Source organism: Bacillus sp. FSL R5-0286 (assembly GCF_038593245.1).
Classification (GTDB): domain Bacteria; phylum Bacillota; class Bacilli; order Bacillales; family Bacillaceae; genus Bacillus; species Bacillus altitudinis.
The window spans coordinates 1,240,202-1,255,694 of record NZ_CP151977.1; the positions used below are offsets into that span (position 1 = coordinate 1,240,202).

General features: G+C 43.4%; 17 protein-coding genes. All 17 read left to right on the forward strand.

From position 1 onward, the window contains the following. Positions 1 to 164: 164 nt before the first annotated feature. The 17 genes from NST24_RS06250 to NST24_RS06330 all read left to right on the forward strand — a co-directional run bounded on the left by NST24_RS06250 (position 165) and on the right by NST24_RS06330 (position 15,485). Complete coding sequence (locus tag NST24_RS06250; protein ID WP_268373133.1) at positions 165 to 1,196, forward strand: sulfate ABC transporter substrate-binding protein; 1,032 nt, start codon at positions 165 to 167, stop codon at positions 1,194 to 1,196. A gap of 11 nt (positions 1,197 to 1,207) precedes the next feature. Then, complete coding sequence (gene cysT / locus NST24_RS06255; protein ID WP_024719596.1) at positions 1,208 to 2,053, forward strand: sulfate ABC transporter permease subunit CysT; 846 nt, start codon at positions 1,208 to 1,210, stop codon at positions 2,051 to 2,053. Positions 2,054 to 2,058: 5 nt separating this feature from the next. Continuing rightward, complete coding sequence (gene cysW / locus NST24_RS06260) at positions 2,059 to 2,928, forward strand: sulfate ABC transporter permease subunit CysW (protein WP_342462452.1); 870 nt, start codon at positions 2,059 to 2,061, stop codon at positions 2,926 to 2,928. A 15-nt stretch (positions 2,929 to 2,943) separates the two neighbouring features. Then, positions 2,944 to 3,675, forward strand: coding sequence for a sulfate ABC transporter ATP-binding protein (gene cysA / locus NST24_RS06265; protein WP_342462453.1), 732 nt, complete (start codon positions 2,944 to 2,946; stop codon positions 3,673 to 3,675). 240 nt (positions 3,676 to 3,915) lie between these two features. After that, positions 3,916 to 4,383, forward strand: a complete 468-nt coding sequence (locus tag NST24_RS06270; RefSeq protein WP_008346265.1) for a PTS sugar transporter subunit IIA — start codon at positions 3,916 to 3,918, stop codon at positions 4,381 to 4,383. A 50-nt stretch (positions 4,384 to 4,433) separates the two neighbouring features. After that, the gene (locus NST24_RS06275) at positions 4,434 to 5,807 is read left to right on the forward strand and encodes a PTS transporter subunit IIC (RefSeq protein WP_007498866.1); all 1,374 of its coding nucleotides are present in this window, start codon (positions 4,434 to 4,436) and stop codon (positions 5,805 to 5,807) included. Between the two features lie 19 nt (positions 5,808 to 5,826). Next, positions 5,827 to 6,105 carry a PTS sugar transporter subunit IIB gene (locus NST24_RS06280; protein ID WP_017367077.1) on the forward strand — a complete coding sequence of 93 codons (279 nt, stop codon included), beginning with the start codon at positions 5,827 to 5,829 and terminating at the stop codon, positions 6,103 to 6,105. 62 nt (positions 6,106 to 6,167) lie between these two features. Further along, complete coding sequence (locus NST24_RS06285; protein ID WP_008346260.1) at positions 6,168 to 6,614, forward strand: hypothetical protein; 447 nt, start codon at positions 6,168 to 6,170, stop codon at positions 6,612 to 6,614. Then, the gene (locus NST24_RS06290) at positions 6,611 to 7,642 is read left to right on the forward strand and encodes an alcohol dehydrogenase catalytic domain-containing protein (RefSeq protein ID WP_159159573.1); all 1,032 of its coding nucleotides are present in this window, start codon (positions 6,611 to 6,613) and stop codon (positions 7,640 to 7,642) included. The genes NST24_RS06285 and NST24_RS06290 overlap by 4 nt, the downstream gene beginning before the upstream one ends. 180 nt (positions 7,643 to 7,822) lie before the next feature. After that, positions 7,823 to 8,806, forward strand: a complete 984-nt coding sequence (pdhA, locus tag NST24_RS06295) for a pyruvate dehydrogenase (acetyl-transferring) E1 component subunit alpha (RefSeq protein ID WP_041507420.1) — start codon at positions 7,823 to 7,825, stop codon at positions 8,804 to 8,806. 31 nt (positions 8,807 to 8,837) lie between these two features. After that, positions 8,838 to 9,818, forward strand: coding sequence for an alpha-ketoacid dehydrogenase subunit beta (locus NST24_RS06300; RefSeq protein ID WP_026050078.1), 981 nt, complete (start codon positions 8,838 to 8,840; stop codon positions 9,816 to 9,818). A gap of 17 nt (positions 9,819 to 9,835) precedes the next feature. Further along, positions 9,836 to 11,158, forward strand: coding sequence for a dihydrolipoamide acetyltransferase family protein (locus NST24_RS06305; RefSeq protein WP_342462454.1), 1,323 nt, complete (start codon positions 9,836 to 9,838; stop codon positions 11,156 to 11,158). Between the two features lie 12 nt (positions 11,159 to 11,170). Beyond that, on the forward strand, positions 11,171 to 12,553 hold the full coding sequence (gene lpdA, locus NST24_RS06310; protein WP_056407862.1) for a dihydrolipoyl dehydrogenase: 1,383 nt from the start codon (positions 11,171 to 11,173) through the stop codon (positions 12,551 to 12,553). A 31-nt stretch (positions 12,554 to 12,584) separates the two neighbouring features. Continuing rightward, positions 12,585 to 13,280: an SDR family NAD(P)-dependent oxidoreductase gene (locus tag NST24_RS06315; RefSeq protein WP_058337444.1), complete on the forward strand. Its 696-nt coding sequence runs from the start codon at positions 12,585 to 12,587 to the stop codon at positions 13,278 to 13,280. After that, positions 13,258 to 14,043: an SDR family oxidoreductase gene (locus NST24_RS06320; protein WP_072367659.1), complete on the forward strand. Its 786-nt coding sequence runs from the start codon at positions 13,258 to 13,260 to the stop codon at positions 14,041 to 14,043. The genes NST24_RS06315 and NST24_RS06320 overlap by 23 nt, the downstream gene beginning before the upstream one ends. Positions 14,044 to 14,135: 92 nt before the next feature. After that, positions 14,136 to 15,092 (forward strand): sugar-binding transcriptional regulator, encoded by a 957-nt coding sequence (locus NST24_RS06325; RefSeq protein ID WP_144678893.1) that lies wholly within the window; start codon positions 14,136 to 14,138, stop codon positions 15,090 to 15,092. 63 nt (positions 15,093 to 15,155) lie between these two features. Beyond that, a complete protein-coding gene (locus tag NST24_RS06330) occupies positions 15,156 to 15,485 on the forward strand; it encodes a hypothetical protein (protein WP_008358910.1) in 330 nt (109 codons plus the stop codon). The last annotated feature ends 8 nt before the right edge of the window (positions 15,486 to 15,493 follow it).

Below are 15,493 nucleotides of genomic sequence, written 5' to 3' on the forward strand. Positions count from 1 at the left end.
ATATAGACTAACATCAATCATACATAGCTGATCGGACAACCGAAGGCTCTTGGCATTGACGTACAGAACTTTTTTGTACTTCAATCGCTGAGAGCCTTTTTTGCGTATTGAACTGAAAACGGCAAGGTTGGTGTCACTATTCAATGTGAAAGGGAGCGGATAACATGAAAAAATGGATATGGATTTCTATTGCGATGACACTTTTCATCATCACAAGTGCTGCATGCTCAAATGCGAATGAAGCCTCAAATCAAAAGGGAAAGGTTGAGCTGTTGAATGTGTCATACGATCCTACACGTGAATTGTATCAGGAATACAATCAAGCCTTTCAGACTTATTGGAAAGACAAAACCGGTGAGGATGTGACAATACAGCAGTCTCATGGAGGGTCAGGTAAGCAGGGGAGATCGATTATTGATGGACTCGAAGCAGACGTGGCTACACTTGCTCTTGGGTACGACATTGATGCCATTGCAGATCGAGGGCTACTTTCAAAGGATTGGCAAAAAGAATTTCCAAATCAGTCCACACCTTATACGTCTACTATTGTGTTTCTTGTGAAGAAAGGGAACCCCAAAAATATTAAAGACTGGGATGACTTGATTCAGCCAGGTGTATCCATCATCACACCAAATCCAAAAACGTCAGGCGGTGCAAGATGGAATTATTTAGCCGCATGGGCATATGCCGATAAAACCTTTCATGGGGATGAAGAAAAAACGAAGGATTTTGTGAAAAAGTTATATGAGCATGTCGAGGTGCTCGATTCAGGTGCTCGTGGCGCCACAACAACTTTTGTCGAGCGCGGTCTTGGTGACGTGTTAATTGCTTGGGAAAATGAAGCCTATTTAACACTGCATGAATTAGGCAAAGACAAATTTGAGATTGTCAGTCCCTCCATTAGTATTCTAGCAGAGCCGCCCGTTGCCGTTGTCGACCAAAATGTGAAACGAAAAGGAACAGAGAAAGTGGCAAAGGCTTATTTAGATTATTTGTATTCTAAAAAAGGACAGGAAATTGCGGCGAAAAACTATTATCGACCAAGAAATCAAGAAGTGCTAAACAAATATAAAGATCAATTTAAAGAGATTGATATGGTGACCATTGATCAGGCATTTGGCGGATGGCGAAAGGCGCAGAAAAGATTTTTTGATGATGGCGGATTATTTGATCAAATATATAGCGGACAAAAATAGGGGGCGACGTGATGAAGAAAGGCTATGCTGCCGCCAATAAAAGAAAACGTGTATTGCCTGGATTCGGGCTGAGTCTCGGAGTGACACTTGTTTATGTCAGTGCGATTGTCGTGATTCCTTTATCTATGGTATTTATTTGGACGGCTTCATTAGGAGCAGAAGGAATTTGGAATGTCTTTAGTGATGCGCGGGTGCTAAAGTCGCTGCAGCTTACGGTTACGACTTCTTTTGCAGCTGCACTCATCAATGCAGGTTTCGGTGTACTGATCGCATGGGTTCTCACGCGGTACTCGTTTCCAGGAAAGAACATCCTGGATGCCCTCATCGATTTGCCGTTTGCTCTTCCAACGGCAGTGGCTGGCATCGCTTTGACGACTCTTTATTCTCCGAATGGGTGGATTGGGCAATTTTTGCATGTGAAGGTGGCATACACCCCGCTTGGTATTATTTTGGCACTGATTTTTATTGGCGTTCCATTTGTCATAAGAACGGTTCAACCGGTCATTGAGGGGCTTGAGCAGGAAGTGGAAGAGGCCGCAGCTATACTTGGTGCTACAAGAAAACAGACCTTTTTTCATGTACTGCTGCCTGCCTTGTTTCCAGCGGTGCTGACTGGATTTTCTCTTGCATTTGCAAGAGCACTCGGTGAATATGGCTCCGTTGTGTTTATAGCGGGAAATATTCCGTTTAAAACAGAGATTACACCACTGATGATCATGTCTAAGCTTGAGCAGTATGATTATCAAGGTGCCGCAGCCATTGCCTGTTTCATGCTGCTCTTATCATTTGTCATTTTGTTATTGATTCACGGATTGCAGTGGTTTGTCGAGCGGAAAAAACAAGTGGAAGTGAGGTGAGATGATTGGACAGGGAGCTTATTAAAGAGCACCGCATCAAGTACAGGAGTCCTGTGACGGAATCAAAAGCTGTGAAGAGTATGTTGATTGGTGTGGTGTATGCTTTTTTGATTTTGTTTTTACTCATGCCGTTGATTGCTGTGTTTTCAAAGGCTTTTGAGAAAGGATGGAGTTCTTATCTTCTTGCCATCTCACATCCAGACACGATTGCGGCAATTAAATTGACTGTTTTCATTGTGATGATCACATTGCCGCTTCAAATGATTTTTGGGGTCAGTGCTGCTTGGCTCATCACAAAATTTCATTTCCCGGGAAAACGTTTGTTAACGACTGTCATTGATCTTCCGTTTGCGGTGTCACCTGTCATTGCAGGACTTGTATTTGTACTTTTATTTGGTTCAAATGGACTTTTAGGACCGTGGCTTTTAGCAAATGGATGGAAAGTGATTTACTCTGTACCGGGGATGATTCTTGCGACCATCTTTGTGACATTTCCTTTTGTTGCGAGAGAGTTAATTCCGTTTATGCAAAATGAAGGCATTCATGAGGAAGAAGCATCGCTTACGCTTGGTGCCAGTGGGTGGAAGACCTTTTTCCTTGTGACACTTCCAAATATAAAATGGGCCCTTTTTTACGGCGCCATTTTAGCAGGGGCTAGGGCAATTGGTGAATTTGGTGCAGTGTCGGTTGTATCCGGTCATATCCGCGGAATGACGAATACGATGCCGCTTCATATAGAAATTCTATACAACGAGTATCAATTCCAAGCGGCTTTTGCCGTGGCCTCTCTCATGGCGTTTGTTGCGGTCATCACATTAATCATCAAGCAGATCATTCAGCAGAGAGATCATAGGCTTGGCAAGCGTTCAAAATAAATGGAGGGATCAGCCTTGGGGATTACAGTGAAACAAATATCAAAGCAATTTGGGCAGACGAAGGTTTTGCAAAACGTGGATTTGATGATCAGAAATGGGGAATTGATTTCCTTACTTGGGCCGTCTGGGTCAGGTAAGACGACTTTATTAAGAATTATTGCAGGGCTTGATGATGCGAATACAGGGCAAATCTTATTTGGAGAACAGGATTATACTTATATTCCAGTGCGAAAACGGCAAATTGGTTTTGTCTTTCAGCAATATGCGCTTTTTCGAAATATGACGGTATTTGATAATGTGGCTTATGGATTGAAGATGAAACCTAGAGGAGAAAGGTTGCCTAAAAAAGACATCAAAGAGCGGGTGCATGAGCTGCTGAAAGTCGTTCAATTAACGCAGTATGAACATCGTTATCCAGAGCAGCTGTCAGGTGGACAAAAGCAGCGTGTAGCACTTGCACGTGCTCTAGCCGTTAAACCGAAAGCTCTTCTCTTAGATGAACCTTTTGGTGCACTAGATTCAAAGGTGAGAAAAGACTTAAGACATTGGCTGAAAAAAGTTCATCAAGAATTTCAAATGACGACCATCTTTGTGACGCATGATCAAGAAGAAGCGTTTGATATCGCTGATCGTGTTGTGGTGATGAATGAGGGCAGAATCGAAAAAATCGGCACAAAAAAAGAAATGACAGAGCAGACAGACAACCTTTTTGTATCTGAGTTTTTAGATATAGGAAGCCATATTTAACAAGAAGTTGATGTGATGTAATGAAAGAGATGCGGCAAAAAGCTGCATCTTTTTTTATAAAAATTTTCCTAGGAACATTGACTTATAATTTCGAATATTATAATATCTTTACAAAGGTAACAGTATTGAACATTTTATAACACATCTGTTTGTAAGCGCTTTACAAAAGGTTCTATTTTAAAATGTTCATTCTATTTGTTACATGTGTTCATATTTATACCAAATGAAAGGGGTGGTTGTTTGAACAGCTTGTTTGAGTTAGATCAACAGCTGATTGAGCTGCAATACGAAGCATCTTCAAGTGAGGAGGTGACTGCCTATTTAGCAGAAAGGTTAGAAACTGGAGGGTATATTAAATCGAGCTTTTTACCAGCAGTGCTTGAAAGAGAAAAAACATATCCGACCGGTCTTCCTCTTGCGACCTTTGGGGTAGCCATTCCCCATACAGATCCTGAACATGTAAACAAACCGGCGATCAGTGTAGCGACATTAAAGGAACCTGTTATTTTTCATAAGATGGGAAGCCCTCATGAGACAGTTCAAGCCAAAATTGTGTTCGTTCTGGCAATCTCTGAACCTAGTAAGCAGCTCGTGATGTTAGAGAAACTGATGACGCTTTTCAGAAAAGAAGAAGTAATGACAAGTTTATCTCACATGACATCGTATGAAGAAGCCGTTGATGTACTTCAAAAAGAATTAAACCAATAGTTATTCAAGACATAATGTAAGCGCTTTATTTAAAATCAGGAGGTGGATGTATGATCAAGCAAGCCGTCGATTTCATCTTAGACTTAGGGCCAACAATTATGCTCCCAATTATTATGACGTTATTCGGTATGATTTTAAGGCAAGGATTTAAAAAATCCTTCCGTGCAGGTATTACCATCGGAATTGGATTTGTCGGGGTCAATCTGGTTATTAATTTACTTGTAAGCGGTCTTGGACCAGCAGCCAAAGCCATGGTCAATTCCCTTGGATTAAAGCTTGATATTTTAGATGTCGGTTGGCCGATTGGAGCCGCCATTTCATTTGGTACACCTGTTGCCCCTTTGATGATTCCTCTTGTGCTCTTGTTAAATGTCATTTTGCTGTCTGTTAACTTTACGAAAACATTGAATGTGGATATTTGGAATTTCTGGCATTTGATTTTCGCTGCTTCTGTTACTTACTACGCTTATCATAATATGTTCTTAGCTCTTGCCGTTGGTTTAATCGTTTCTGCGATTACTCTAAAACTCGCCGATTGGACGGCACCGACGATTGAACACCATTTCGGATTAAAAGGCGTATCGATGGCTCATGCTGAAACGGTCAACTTCGCTCCGCTGATGTATGCGTCAAACCGCGTGATTGATAAAATCCCTGGTCTAAACAAAATTCATGCGGATCCAGAAACTTTGAAAAAACGTTTTGGCATCTTTGGTGAACCGCTTGTGATGGGTCTTATACTTGGTATCATTATTGGTCTTCTTGGGGGCTATGATGCAAAAGGTGTCATGACCCTTGGAATTCAAATGGCTGCAGTGCTTGTGTTAATGCCAAGAATGGTTGCTTTATTAATGGAAGGACTTATTCCAATCTCTGAGGGGGCTCGTTCTTATATTCAAAAGCGTTTCCCGGGAAAAAATGTCTATATTGGTTTGGATACAGCGATTGTCATTGGTCATCCAGCGAATATGGCTGTAGCCCTTTTGATGGTGCCAATCACCATTTTGCTCGCTGTCGTTCTTCCTTACAATGGTATGCTGCCGTTTGCAGACTTATCGGTTCTGCCATTTACAGTAGTATGGGCAGTAGCAGCCGCTCGTGGGAATATTATTCGCGGCCTCATTAACAGTATTTTTACCTTAATGATTGTCTTCTTCATTGCAACGAACCTTGCACCACTCGCCACAACAATGGGGAAAGCAGTTGGTTTCGACTTCCCAGAAGGGGCAAATATGATCTCTGGTATCGATCTTGGTTCACACGTCATTCCTTGGATCATGGTGAGACTTCTTGATCCGAGCAATCCTTACTTCATTGCAGCGATTGTCTGTGCACTGGCATATGCGCTTCTTTGGTACTGGGTGCGAAATGATATTAAAAAGCAGTATGCAAAAGAAATGGGCTTAGATCAGAAAGATCAATAAACGACCTGGAGGGATTCTCATGGCAAAAAAAATATTAGTATCTTGCGGAACGGCAGTTGCAACGTCAACGGTTGTGGCAAAAAAGGTAGAAGAGACATTAAAGGAAAAAGGATACGATGTCATCGTTGAACAATGTAAGGCATCTGAGGTTCCGCAGAAAGCGGAGGGTGCTGATTTAATTGTGACGACAACGCCTGTTAGTGATACAAAAGGAACGCCTGTGATTCAAACGTTATCTTTTTTAACGGGATTTGGCATTGAAGATGATATTGAAAAAATTATCGATCATATTAAGTGAACGATGATTGCGTGGAGGAGCTGCGAAAGCTCCTTCCATGTCATTTGAAAGGGGGAGCTCTCATGCAGCAGCATGCTTATAGCCGAACGTCTGCCATGTTTTCTATTTTCCTTCCGGCCTTGTTAATATGTGTGTTTTTTCTCTGGTCTCTTTATACGTTGATGTCGGCAGGACCTGAGCCATTAGCTGTGTTAGGTGTCTATACGCTGCCTATCCTTATGCTTTCTAGCATCACTGGCCTGAATCAGCCAACGAATATCATGATTAGTGAAGATGAGCTGAAAATAGGTGCTTTTGGCAGGTGGCACACATATGCCGTGTCCGATATTAAAGGAAAATTGTTTTTAAAACCATATCCTCATATCGGGAAAGTATATGTCAGAGTGGGACCTGCGAGAATATTTGGCGGACGCTACTGGATTTCAAGTGAGATGAGTGAGTACAAGCAGCTCGTTCAATCCTTGCAGAGTCTTGCGACATGTGATGAAAAGGAGGATGCGGCTAAATGAAATCAGCTGTCTTTTATTCTTCAGAGGACATTCGTTACGAGGAGCGGAAGCGGCCAGCCATTGGTGATGATGAAGTATTATTAAAAATGCGTGCCTGCGGGTTATGCGGGACGGATATTTATAAAGCGACACATGAGACGGTACCTCCTGGCACAGTGCTAGGGCATGAAATCGCTGGTGACATTATCGAAACAGGCCGTCACGTCACACATGTTCAAACGGGAGACAGGGTGTATGTAGCGCATCATGTCCCTTGTTTTACTTGTGACTTTTGTCAAAGAGGATTTTATACAATGTGCCCGCAATTTGTAGCTACAAATGTAGAGCCGGGTGGTTTTTCAGAATATATTCGTGTTCCTGCTTTACATGTTAAGCATACAATGGGCAAGCTCCCACATGACGTCTCATATGAACAAGGAGCGATGGTCGAACCGGTTGCCTGCTGTCTTCACGGCTTTGAAAGGGCGCCCGTTCATCCTGGAGATTCGGTCTTGATTCTTGGAGCGGGGCAAATTGGCTGCATTCAATTACAGCTTGCCAAATATTATTTGGCTGGAAAAGTGATGATCACAGACGTAAATGAGAACAGGCTGCTTCAAGCAAGAAATCTTGGGGCAGACGTCGCTTTTCATCCAGCATCTGAGCCAGTAGAAAACCGCGTCATGAAAGAAACAGATGGAAAGGGAGCGGACCTTGTCATTATTTCTGTGGGGAGCAGTGCGCTTTTAAAAGAAGCATTTCAAGCTGTCGCAAGAGGCGGAACGATTTTGGTCTTTGCTCACTTTCCGAAAGGGGATGTCTCCATTCCAGCAGAACGTTTTTTCCATGATGAAGTGAAAGTAGTCGGAGCTTATTCCTCGCATCCATACCATTATCGTGAAGCGCTAGAGCTCTTAAAAGCAAAGGCCGTTCATACAGAAAAAATGGTGACGCATCGATATCCATTAAGTCAGCTTCGTCAGGCGATAGAATGCGCTAGGCATCCAGAAGGTGAAAGCGTCAAAATCATGATGTATCCAGATGAATGAGAATGTACGAGATGGAGAGAAAGAGAAGGTCTTTGGAAAAGGGCTTTGCCTTTCTCTTTTTTTCTGAAAAAAGATGAAAACGCTTAAAAAATAAACGGAAATGCTTGACTTCAATGAGAGTTAAACGTATGATAATTACAAATGTAACACATAAGAACAAATGTAAAGGGGAGAGAAGAAATGCAAAAACAAATCACTTTGCCTGAACAGATTAGTCATGAGAAATTAGCAGATTTATATAAACAAATGTGGTTAGTAAGATATTTTGATGAAAAGGTCGATCAATTCTTTGCTAAAGGATTAATCCATGGAACGACCCATTTATGTGTTGGACAGGAAGCATCGGCTGTTGGATCTATTGCTGTGTTAAAGGATGAAGATAAGATTGTCAGTACACACCGCGGACATGGTCACTGTATTGCAAAAGGTGCAGAGGTCAATAAAATGATGGCTGAACTGTTCGGACGTGAAACAGGTTACTGCAAAGGAAAAGGCGGATCCATGCATATTGCCGACTTAGAAAAAGGAAACCTTGGGGCAAATGGGATTGTTGGCGGCGGTATTCCGCTTGCAACAGGTGCAGCGCTCACGTCCAAGATGAAACAGGAAGGCTTTGTGGTCCTTTGTTTCTTCGGAGACGGCGCCACAAATGAAGGCAGCTTCCATGAAGCGCTGAATCTTGCTTCCATTTGGGATTTACCTGTTGTGTTTATTTGTGAAAACAACCAATACGGCATGTCTGGTCCTGTGAAAGAAATGATCAACATTGAAGACATCTCAACAAGAGCAGAAAGCTACGGAATGCCAGGGAAAACAGTTGATGGAAATGACATGGTTGAGATCATGAATACAGTAGATGAAGCGGTCAGCCGTGCAAGAGCTGGAGAAGGGCCATCACTCATTGAAATGAAAACGTATCGCTGGAAGGGTCACTCTAAGAGTGATGCGAAAAAATACCGTACACGTGAAGAAGAGACAGAATGGAGACAAAAAGACGGAATTAAACGCTTTAAGTCACTCTTAATGGAGCTAGATGTTCTGACAGAAGAGCAGGCTGCTCGTTTACAAGAAGAAGCGAAGCAAGAGATCGAGGCATCTGTTGAATTTGCGAAAAATAGTAAAGAACCATCAATTGACACACTATTAGAGGATGTATACGCCTAATTAGGAGGGGAATCACGTGACAAACACGACAGTGAGAGAGATTTCATATTTAGAAGCCGTTCGAGAAGCAATGAGTCAGGAAATGAGAAAAAATCAAGATGTCTTCATTTTAGGTGAAGATATCGGCGTATACGGTGGCGCATTTGGTGTCACGCGCGGGATGATCGAGGAATTCGGTCCAGAACGCGTCCGCAATACGCCGATTTCAGAGGCTGCCATCGCAGGAGGCGCAGTCGGAGCGGCTTTGACAGGGATGCGTCCGATTTTAGAACTACAATTCTCTGACTTTATTACAATTGCAATGGATCAGCTTGTAAACCAAGCAGCAAAAACACGTTACATGTTTGGCGGAAAAGGGAAGGTGCCGCTTGTTGTCAGAACACCAGCAGGTTCCGGGACAGGTGCCGCAGCGCAGCACTCCCAAAGCTTAGAAGCGTGGATGGCTCATATTCCTGGACTAAAGGTGGTTCAGCCTTCAACAGCTTATGATGCAAAAGGACTTTTAAAAGCAGCAATGGATGATGACAACCCTGTCATTTTCTATGAACACAAGCTTTTATATAAAACAATTGGTGAAGTACCAGAAGAGCAGTATTCGATTCCTTTAGGGAAAGCGGATGTGAAGAGAAGCGGAAAGGACGTCACAATTGTCGCAACAGCCATTATGGTGCACAAAGCGCTCGAAGCAGCGAAGGAACTAGAAGCGGAAGGAATCGATGTCGAGATCATTGATCCGAGAACGCTCGTCCCATTAGATGAAGAAACCATTATTGAATCTGTGAAAAAAACAGGCAAATGTATCGTTGTGCATGAGGCAGTGAAACGAGGCGGCTACGGCGGAGAGATTGCGAGTATGATAGCGGAAAGTGAAGCCTTCGACTATTTAGATGCACCTATTAAACGACTTGGCGGTCTTGCCGTCCCAATACCGTACAACCCAACGCTGGAAAAAGCAGTCATTCCACAAGTGCCAGATATTATTGAAGCAGCAAAAGAGCTCGTGCGCTCTTAAGTAAAGGGGAGAAGATCATGCCAAAAGAGATATTTATGCCGAAGCTAAGCAGTACGATGGAGATCGGTACCTTGCTTCAATGGTTTAAAGAAGAAGGAGATTCGGTTGAAATCGGTGAGCCTCTATTTGAGATTATGACAGACAAAATCAATATCGAGGTTGAAGCCTATGATGATGGCGTTTTTCTAAAGAAATATTACGAAGCAGATGATCAGATTCCAGTTAATGCTGTCATTGGATATATCGGAGAGGCTAATGAGCAGGTACCGAGCGAGCCGCCAGCGCAGTCAGATGAAGCATCTTCTGAAGACAGCGGAACGTCATCACCATCTGAACCATCTGTTTCGACTGAAGTTGAACCAGCGGTGGGTGAGAAAGTACGCGCAACTCCTGCAGCGAGAAAAACGGCAAAAGATCACCAAGTAGCCATTCACGAAGTATCTGGTACAGGACCAAAAGGCAGAATTCAAAAACGGGATGTCGAAGCGGCCCTTCACACGAACGAGGAAGGCCAGCGCGTATCACCACTTGCAGGAAAAATGGCTGCTCGTGAAGGAATCGACTTAGCGAATGTTGCTGGTTCTGGCGCTCACGGAAAAATCATGAAGAGTGATGTGACAGCAGCAGGCGCACAAAAGGCAGAGGCTGCTCCAGTGAGAACACAAAAACTAGCCGGGATGAGAAAAGTGATCGCAGATCGCATGTCACAAAGTGCCTTTACAGCGCCGCACGTCACATTAACAAGTGAAATTGATATGACAAAAGCAAAAGAAGTGCGCAAACAGCTGCTTCCAGCGATAGAAAAAGAGACAGGCTACAGATTGTCGTTTACAGAAATCATCATCCATGCGGTCAGCAGTGTCCTCACGCGCCATCCGCAAATCAATATGACGTTTGAACAAAATGAGCTCCATTTCCATGAGGATGTGCACATTGGTCTTGCGGTTGCTGTGAAAGACGGCTTAATGGTTCCGGTCATCTCTCATGCAAATCAAAAAGGGCTGAAACAGCTCACAAAAGAAGCAAAAAAAATTGGTCGAAATGCACGCGATCAAAAGCTACTGCCAGACCAGTTGAAGGGGTCTACATTTACCATTAGTAACTTAGGGATGTATGCCATTGACACGTTTACCCCAATTATTAATCAGCCGGAAGTGGCGATTTTAGGTGTTGGACGCATTCAAGAAAAACCTGTAGTGATCGATGGAGAAATTCAGGTGCGGCCAATGATGGGTGTCAGCTTATCATTTGATCATCGAGTGGTAGATGGTGCACCAGCAGCAGCCTTTTTAACAGACCTTAAAAAAGTGCTTGAACAACCATTTGAATTGCTAATGTAGGAGATGAATCGGATGACAAAAACGTATGATCTGACAGTCATAGGCGGAGGGCCTGGCGGATACACTGCCGCCCTTCAAGCCGCTGAACGTGGACACAAAGTTGCATTGATTGAAGAGGATTTTCTAGGGGGGACTTGTTTAAATCGAGGCTGTATCCCTTCAAAGACACTGCTCAAACATGCAGAAGTCATTGAATCCATTGAGAAAGCAAAAAGCTGGGGAATCGAAACAGGTGAGATGGTTCTTTCCTTCGATAAAATGAGAAAACGTAAAGATGATGTCATCGAAAAACTCAGGGGCGGAATCGCCTTTTTATTAAAGCAAGGAAAGATTGATGTATATAACGGCAGAGGCACAGCTGTGACAAAAAATCGCATTGACATTGAAAAACAAGATGGGTCAGAAACGATTGAAACAAAAGAGCTGATCATTGCCACTGGCTCATCACCTGCTATTCCGCCTATTCCAGGGCTCAAAGAGATTCAATTTGACACAAGTGATACGATCTTTGACATCCCAGATATTCCTGCATCTGTCGTCATTATTGGCGGGGGTGTAATTGGTCTTGAGCTGGCATGCATCTTCCAGAGTCTCCAATCAAAAGTCACCATTATAGAAGCCGCTCCGTCGATTATTCCACAGGAAGATGAAGAAGCGTCGAAATTACTAGAAAAAGAATTGAAGAAAAAAGGCATCCATATCGCAAAGAAAACGACGGTGACAGAGGTAACAGAAAGCGAAGGAGTCAAAGCGATTCATGCGACAGACGATAAAGGAGAGACGCACATCTTTACGGCTGAAAGACTGCTAGTTTGTGTCGGAAGAAGACCAAATGTTTCTGCTGTCAGTCAGCTTGATCTTCAGCTGGATGGTCCTTTTATTAAAGTAAACGATGAGATGAAGACAAGTGCTGAAGGTGTATATGCAATTGGAGATGTAGCCGGCGGCTATCAGCTCGCTCATGCGGCGATGGCAGAGGCAGCTGTTGCGGTTAGCAATATATGCGGCGAGCCTGAAAAAATGAATCACGACATCGTTCCTAGATGTATTTATACATTGCCAGAAGTAGCGAGTGTGGGACTGACAGAGAAAGAGGCAAAAGCCAAAGGGCTAAACGTGCGGGCAGAGCGATTTGATTTAGCTGCAAGCGGGAAAGCGTTGGCAGCAGGTGTTCAAACCGGTTTTATTAAACTCGTGTACGATACCGTATATGGTGAAGTCATTGGCGCTACAATGGTTGGTCCGCATGTAACGGAGATGATATCAGAGGCTTCCTCATTTATGTATTTAGAAGGAACAGCAGAAGAGATGGCCAAAATGATTCACCCGCATCCAACCATCTCAGAAGGCTTTTATGAAGCAGCTCTTGATATTGTGAGTAAGCTGAGAAAATAAATGCCAAACAAGGGATAGGGAGGAGATCCGTGTGCACGTCCAGCTTCATCAGAAAGTGGCACTTGTGACAGATAGCACAGATGGATTTGGAGAAGCCATCTGCCTAGCTTTGGCCCAGGCAGGTGCACATGTTTTCATACACGCTTTTCGTGATGAATCAAAAGCAAAGTCGATAAGCGAAGACATTGAAAAATTAGGCGGCCAATCGACTGTTGTCATCAATCCGCTTGAGACACCGCGTGATGCTACGCTTATGCTAAGACAAGTCATCGATACATGCGGCAAGCTTGATATTTTAGTCAATCAAGCCGAGCAAAAAGCAGATGGGGGGATTGATGACGTAAGTCCTGAGATATGGGTCGATGAAGTGGAAAGATCCGTAAATACAGTCTTTCTTTCCAGTCAAGCCGCTGTGTGGCATATGGTGGATCAGAAGCAGGGCTGCATCATTAATATTTCCTCATCAGGCAGCATAACAGGTGATGGCGGGATCTCACATGCTACATCAAATAGTATGTTGAATGCCATGACAAAAGGATTAGCGCGCGAATTTAAAGACAAAGGCATCCGGGTATTGGCACTACTTCCGCCGCCTCTCCATTTGCTTCCTGACAAAGAGCAAATCAAGGAGACGGTGGCTCATATGACGGTTTTCTTAAGTACGTCGTACGGTGCATTTACAGATGGAGCAGCGATTATGCTCGATGGGGGTGAGAGCGCTGGCTAATCAACAAAAACCAGTTCTCATCGTAGGTGGCGCCCAAGGAATCGGCAAAGAAATTGCTCAGCGTTTTTTAAAAGAAGGGCATCGTGTAGCTGTGTCAGATATAGATGAACAGGGACTTTCGCTTTTAAAACAACAGCATCCTCAGCTGCTGACGTTCCAAGCTGACGTTTCATCGTGGGAAAGTGTTCAGCAAATGGCGTCAGCAGCTGAAAAAGAGCTGGGTGGCATTGGGCATCTTGTCTATTCAGCAGGAATGACGAAATCCCTTCCTTTTTTAGAGGTTGATTTTTCACTTTGGAAAAAGACACTGGCTGTGAATCTATATGGTCTTTTCTACTGCATCAAAGCATTAGCACCCTATCTATGTGAGCGGAAAGAAGGCAGCGTTGTCATTATTGGATCAGGATCTGCGATAACAGGCTCTGGCGGCGGCATCCAGTATTACGCGTCAAAAGCCGGGGCATTTGGTCTCATGCGTTCGCTTGTAAAGGAATTGGGTTCCCATCATGTCCGCATCAATGTCATTGCACCGCGCGTCATTGAATCTCAGATGCTTGATACGCTCTATCCGACTGAGCTTGAGAAAAGTCAGCTTCGATCCCTTATTCCTATCGGGAGATTAGGAAAACCAGAAGATATTGCTGGAGTCACTTTATTTCTCGCAAGTGACGAGGGAAGCTATTTGCACGGACAGATACTCTTATTAGATGGCGGGAGAACGTATCAGCCTAAATATAGCGAGGGAAAAAGAGCGGAGAGTTAATCGCTCTTTTTTTATTTTCATAACAATTGTTCCAATTAGAAACGAATGTTTGGTATACTGGTAATCATAGTATATTAAAAGGATGATGTCACATGCTGAATTGGGAAGAAAGACGACAGCTCGTCAAGGTTGCTCATCTTTATTATACAGACGGGTGGACGCAGCAGGAGATTGCAAAAAAGCTCAATGTCTCAAGACCAGTCATTTCAAAGCTCTTACAAAAAGCAAAAGATGTGGGAATCGTTGAAGTGTACATTAAAGACGAAAGTATTCATACAGTGGAACTTGAAAAGCAGCTCGAAACGACCTTTCAATTAACGGATGCTGTCGTTGTCCCAAGTGTCGGGACAATGTCTGAGATGGTCAAACGGGCAGTCGGTCAAGCGGGCGCCTATTATCTTTCTAAAAACATGAAAGACGCTGAGAAAATCGGTATTTCATGGGGAACCACACTTGCCGAGCTCGTGAAGGAATATCCATTTGAGCGAAGAAACGATGTCAAAGTCATTCCTTTAGAGGGCGGAATGGGCAGGCAGGCAGTCGACATTCACGCGAATCAGCTGGCATATGAGCTGGCAAAGAAGATGAATGGTACGTGCTCCTATCTATATGCACCTGCGATTTTAGAAACAGAAGAATTAAAAGAGCGGCTGATGGCGATGCAGGACATAGAAGCTGTGCTTGAAGAAGGCAGAAATGTTGATATTGCCCTGATCGGTATTGGGAATCCGCATAAAGGCTCTACATTGAAAACAGTCGGTTATTTAAAAGAAGAGGATTTGTCTGGTTTAAGGCAATCAGGAGCTGTTGGTGATATTGGTTTTCGTTTCTTTGACGGGGAAGGGAAACCAGTCCAAGATGAGCTGAACCAAAAAGTGATTGGATTATCGTTAGAACAATTAAAGAGCGTGAAAAAAGTCATCGCAGTTGTGGAAGGAACTCATAAAGCTGAAAGTATTTTAGGGGCTTTAAATGGCGGCTTTATTCAGGTACTCGTCACCGACGAATTGACTGCGGCAGCTATTTTAAAGGAAGCATCTGTCCAATAAACAGCTGACAGCCATCGTATTGTATAAAAAGAGCAACATCAAACGAGAAAGGAGCTGTGTATCTTGAAGAAAACCGAAATGGAAGCAAACCTACACTGTACTCGGTGCCAAGAAGAGACCCTCCACAGCATCGTTTATGTGAATGATCAGATGAAAAGCGTTGAGTGTACAGAGTGTCATCAGAAGATCAGTGTGCAAGTCGACATCATGAAGGAATTTTACAAAGAAGTGTATGAAAAAATTGCCACAAAGCCAAAGCGGATGACGCAGGAGTATAAGGCGAATCTGAATGGATTTATTTCAAGACTCCCCATCCGGGTTTTAAGTAAGCCATACCGGCTGATGAGATATTTAAACGAATCTTATAAGGTCATTAAGCAATATAAAAAATAAAGCAGAGG

Bases quoted from the DNA above. Each gene is read 5' to 3' on its own strand.
- NST24_RS06250 (WP_268373133.1), top strand. From the start codon at position 165: ATGAAAAAATGGATATGGATTTCTATTGCGATGACACTTTTCATCATC.
- cysT (WP_024719596.1), top strand. From the start codon at position 1,208: ATGAAGAAAGGCTATGCTGCCGCCAATAAAAGAAAACGTGTATTGCCT.
- NST24_RS06275 (WP_007498866.1), top strand. From the start codon at position 4,434: ATGATCAAGCAAGCCGTCGATTTCATCTTAGACTTAGGGCCAACAATT.
- NST24_RS06280 (WP_017367077.1), top strand. From the start codon at position 5,827: ATGGCAAAAAAAATATTAGTATCTTGCGGAACGGCAGTTGCAACGTCA.
- NST24_RS06285 (WP_008346260.1), top strand. From the start codon at position 6,168: ATGCAGCAGCATGCTTATAGCCGAACGTCTGCCATGTTTTCTATTTTC.
- NST24_RS06290 (WP_159159573.1), top strand. From the start codon at position 6,611: ATGAAATCAGCTGTCTTTTATTCTTCAGAGGACATTCGTTACGAGGAG.
- pdhA (WP_041507420.1), top strand. From the start codon at position 7,823: ATGCAAAAACAAATCACTTTGCCTGAACAGATTAGTCATGAGAAATTA.
- NST24_RS06305 (WP_342462454.1), top strand. From the start codon at position 9,836: ATGCCAAAAGAGATATTTATGCCGAAGCTAAGCAGTACGATGGAGATC.
- lpdA (WP_056407862.1), top strand. From the start codon at position 11,171: ATGACAAAAACGTATGATCTGACAGTCATAGGCGGAGGGCCTGGCGGA.
- NST24_RS06320 (WP_072367659.1), top strand. From the start codon at position 13,258: ATGGGGGTGAGAGCGCTGGCTAATCAACAAAAACCAGTTCTCATCGTA.
- NST24_RS06325 (WP_144678893.1), top strand. From the start codon at position 14,136: ATGCTGAATTGGGAAGAAAGACGACAGCTCGTCAAGGTTGCTCATCTT.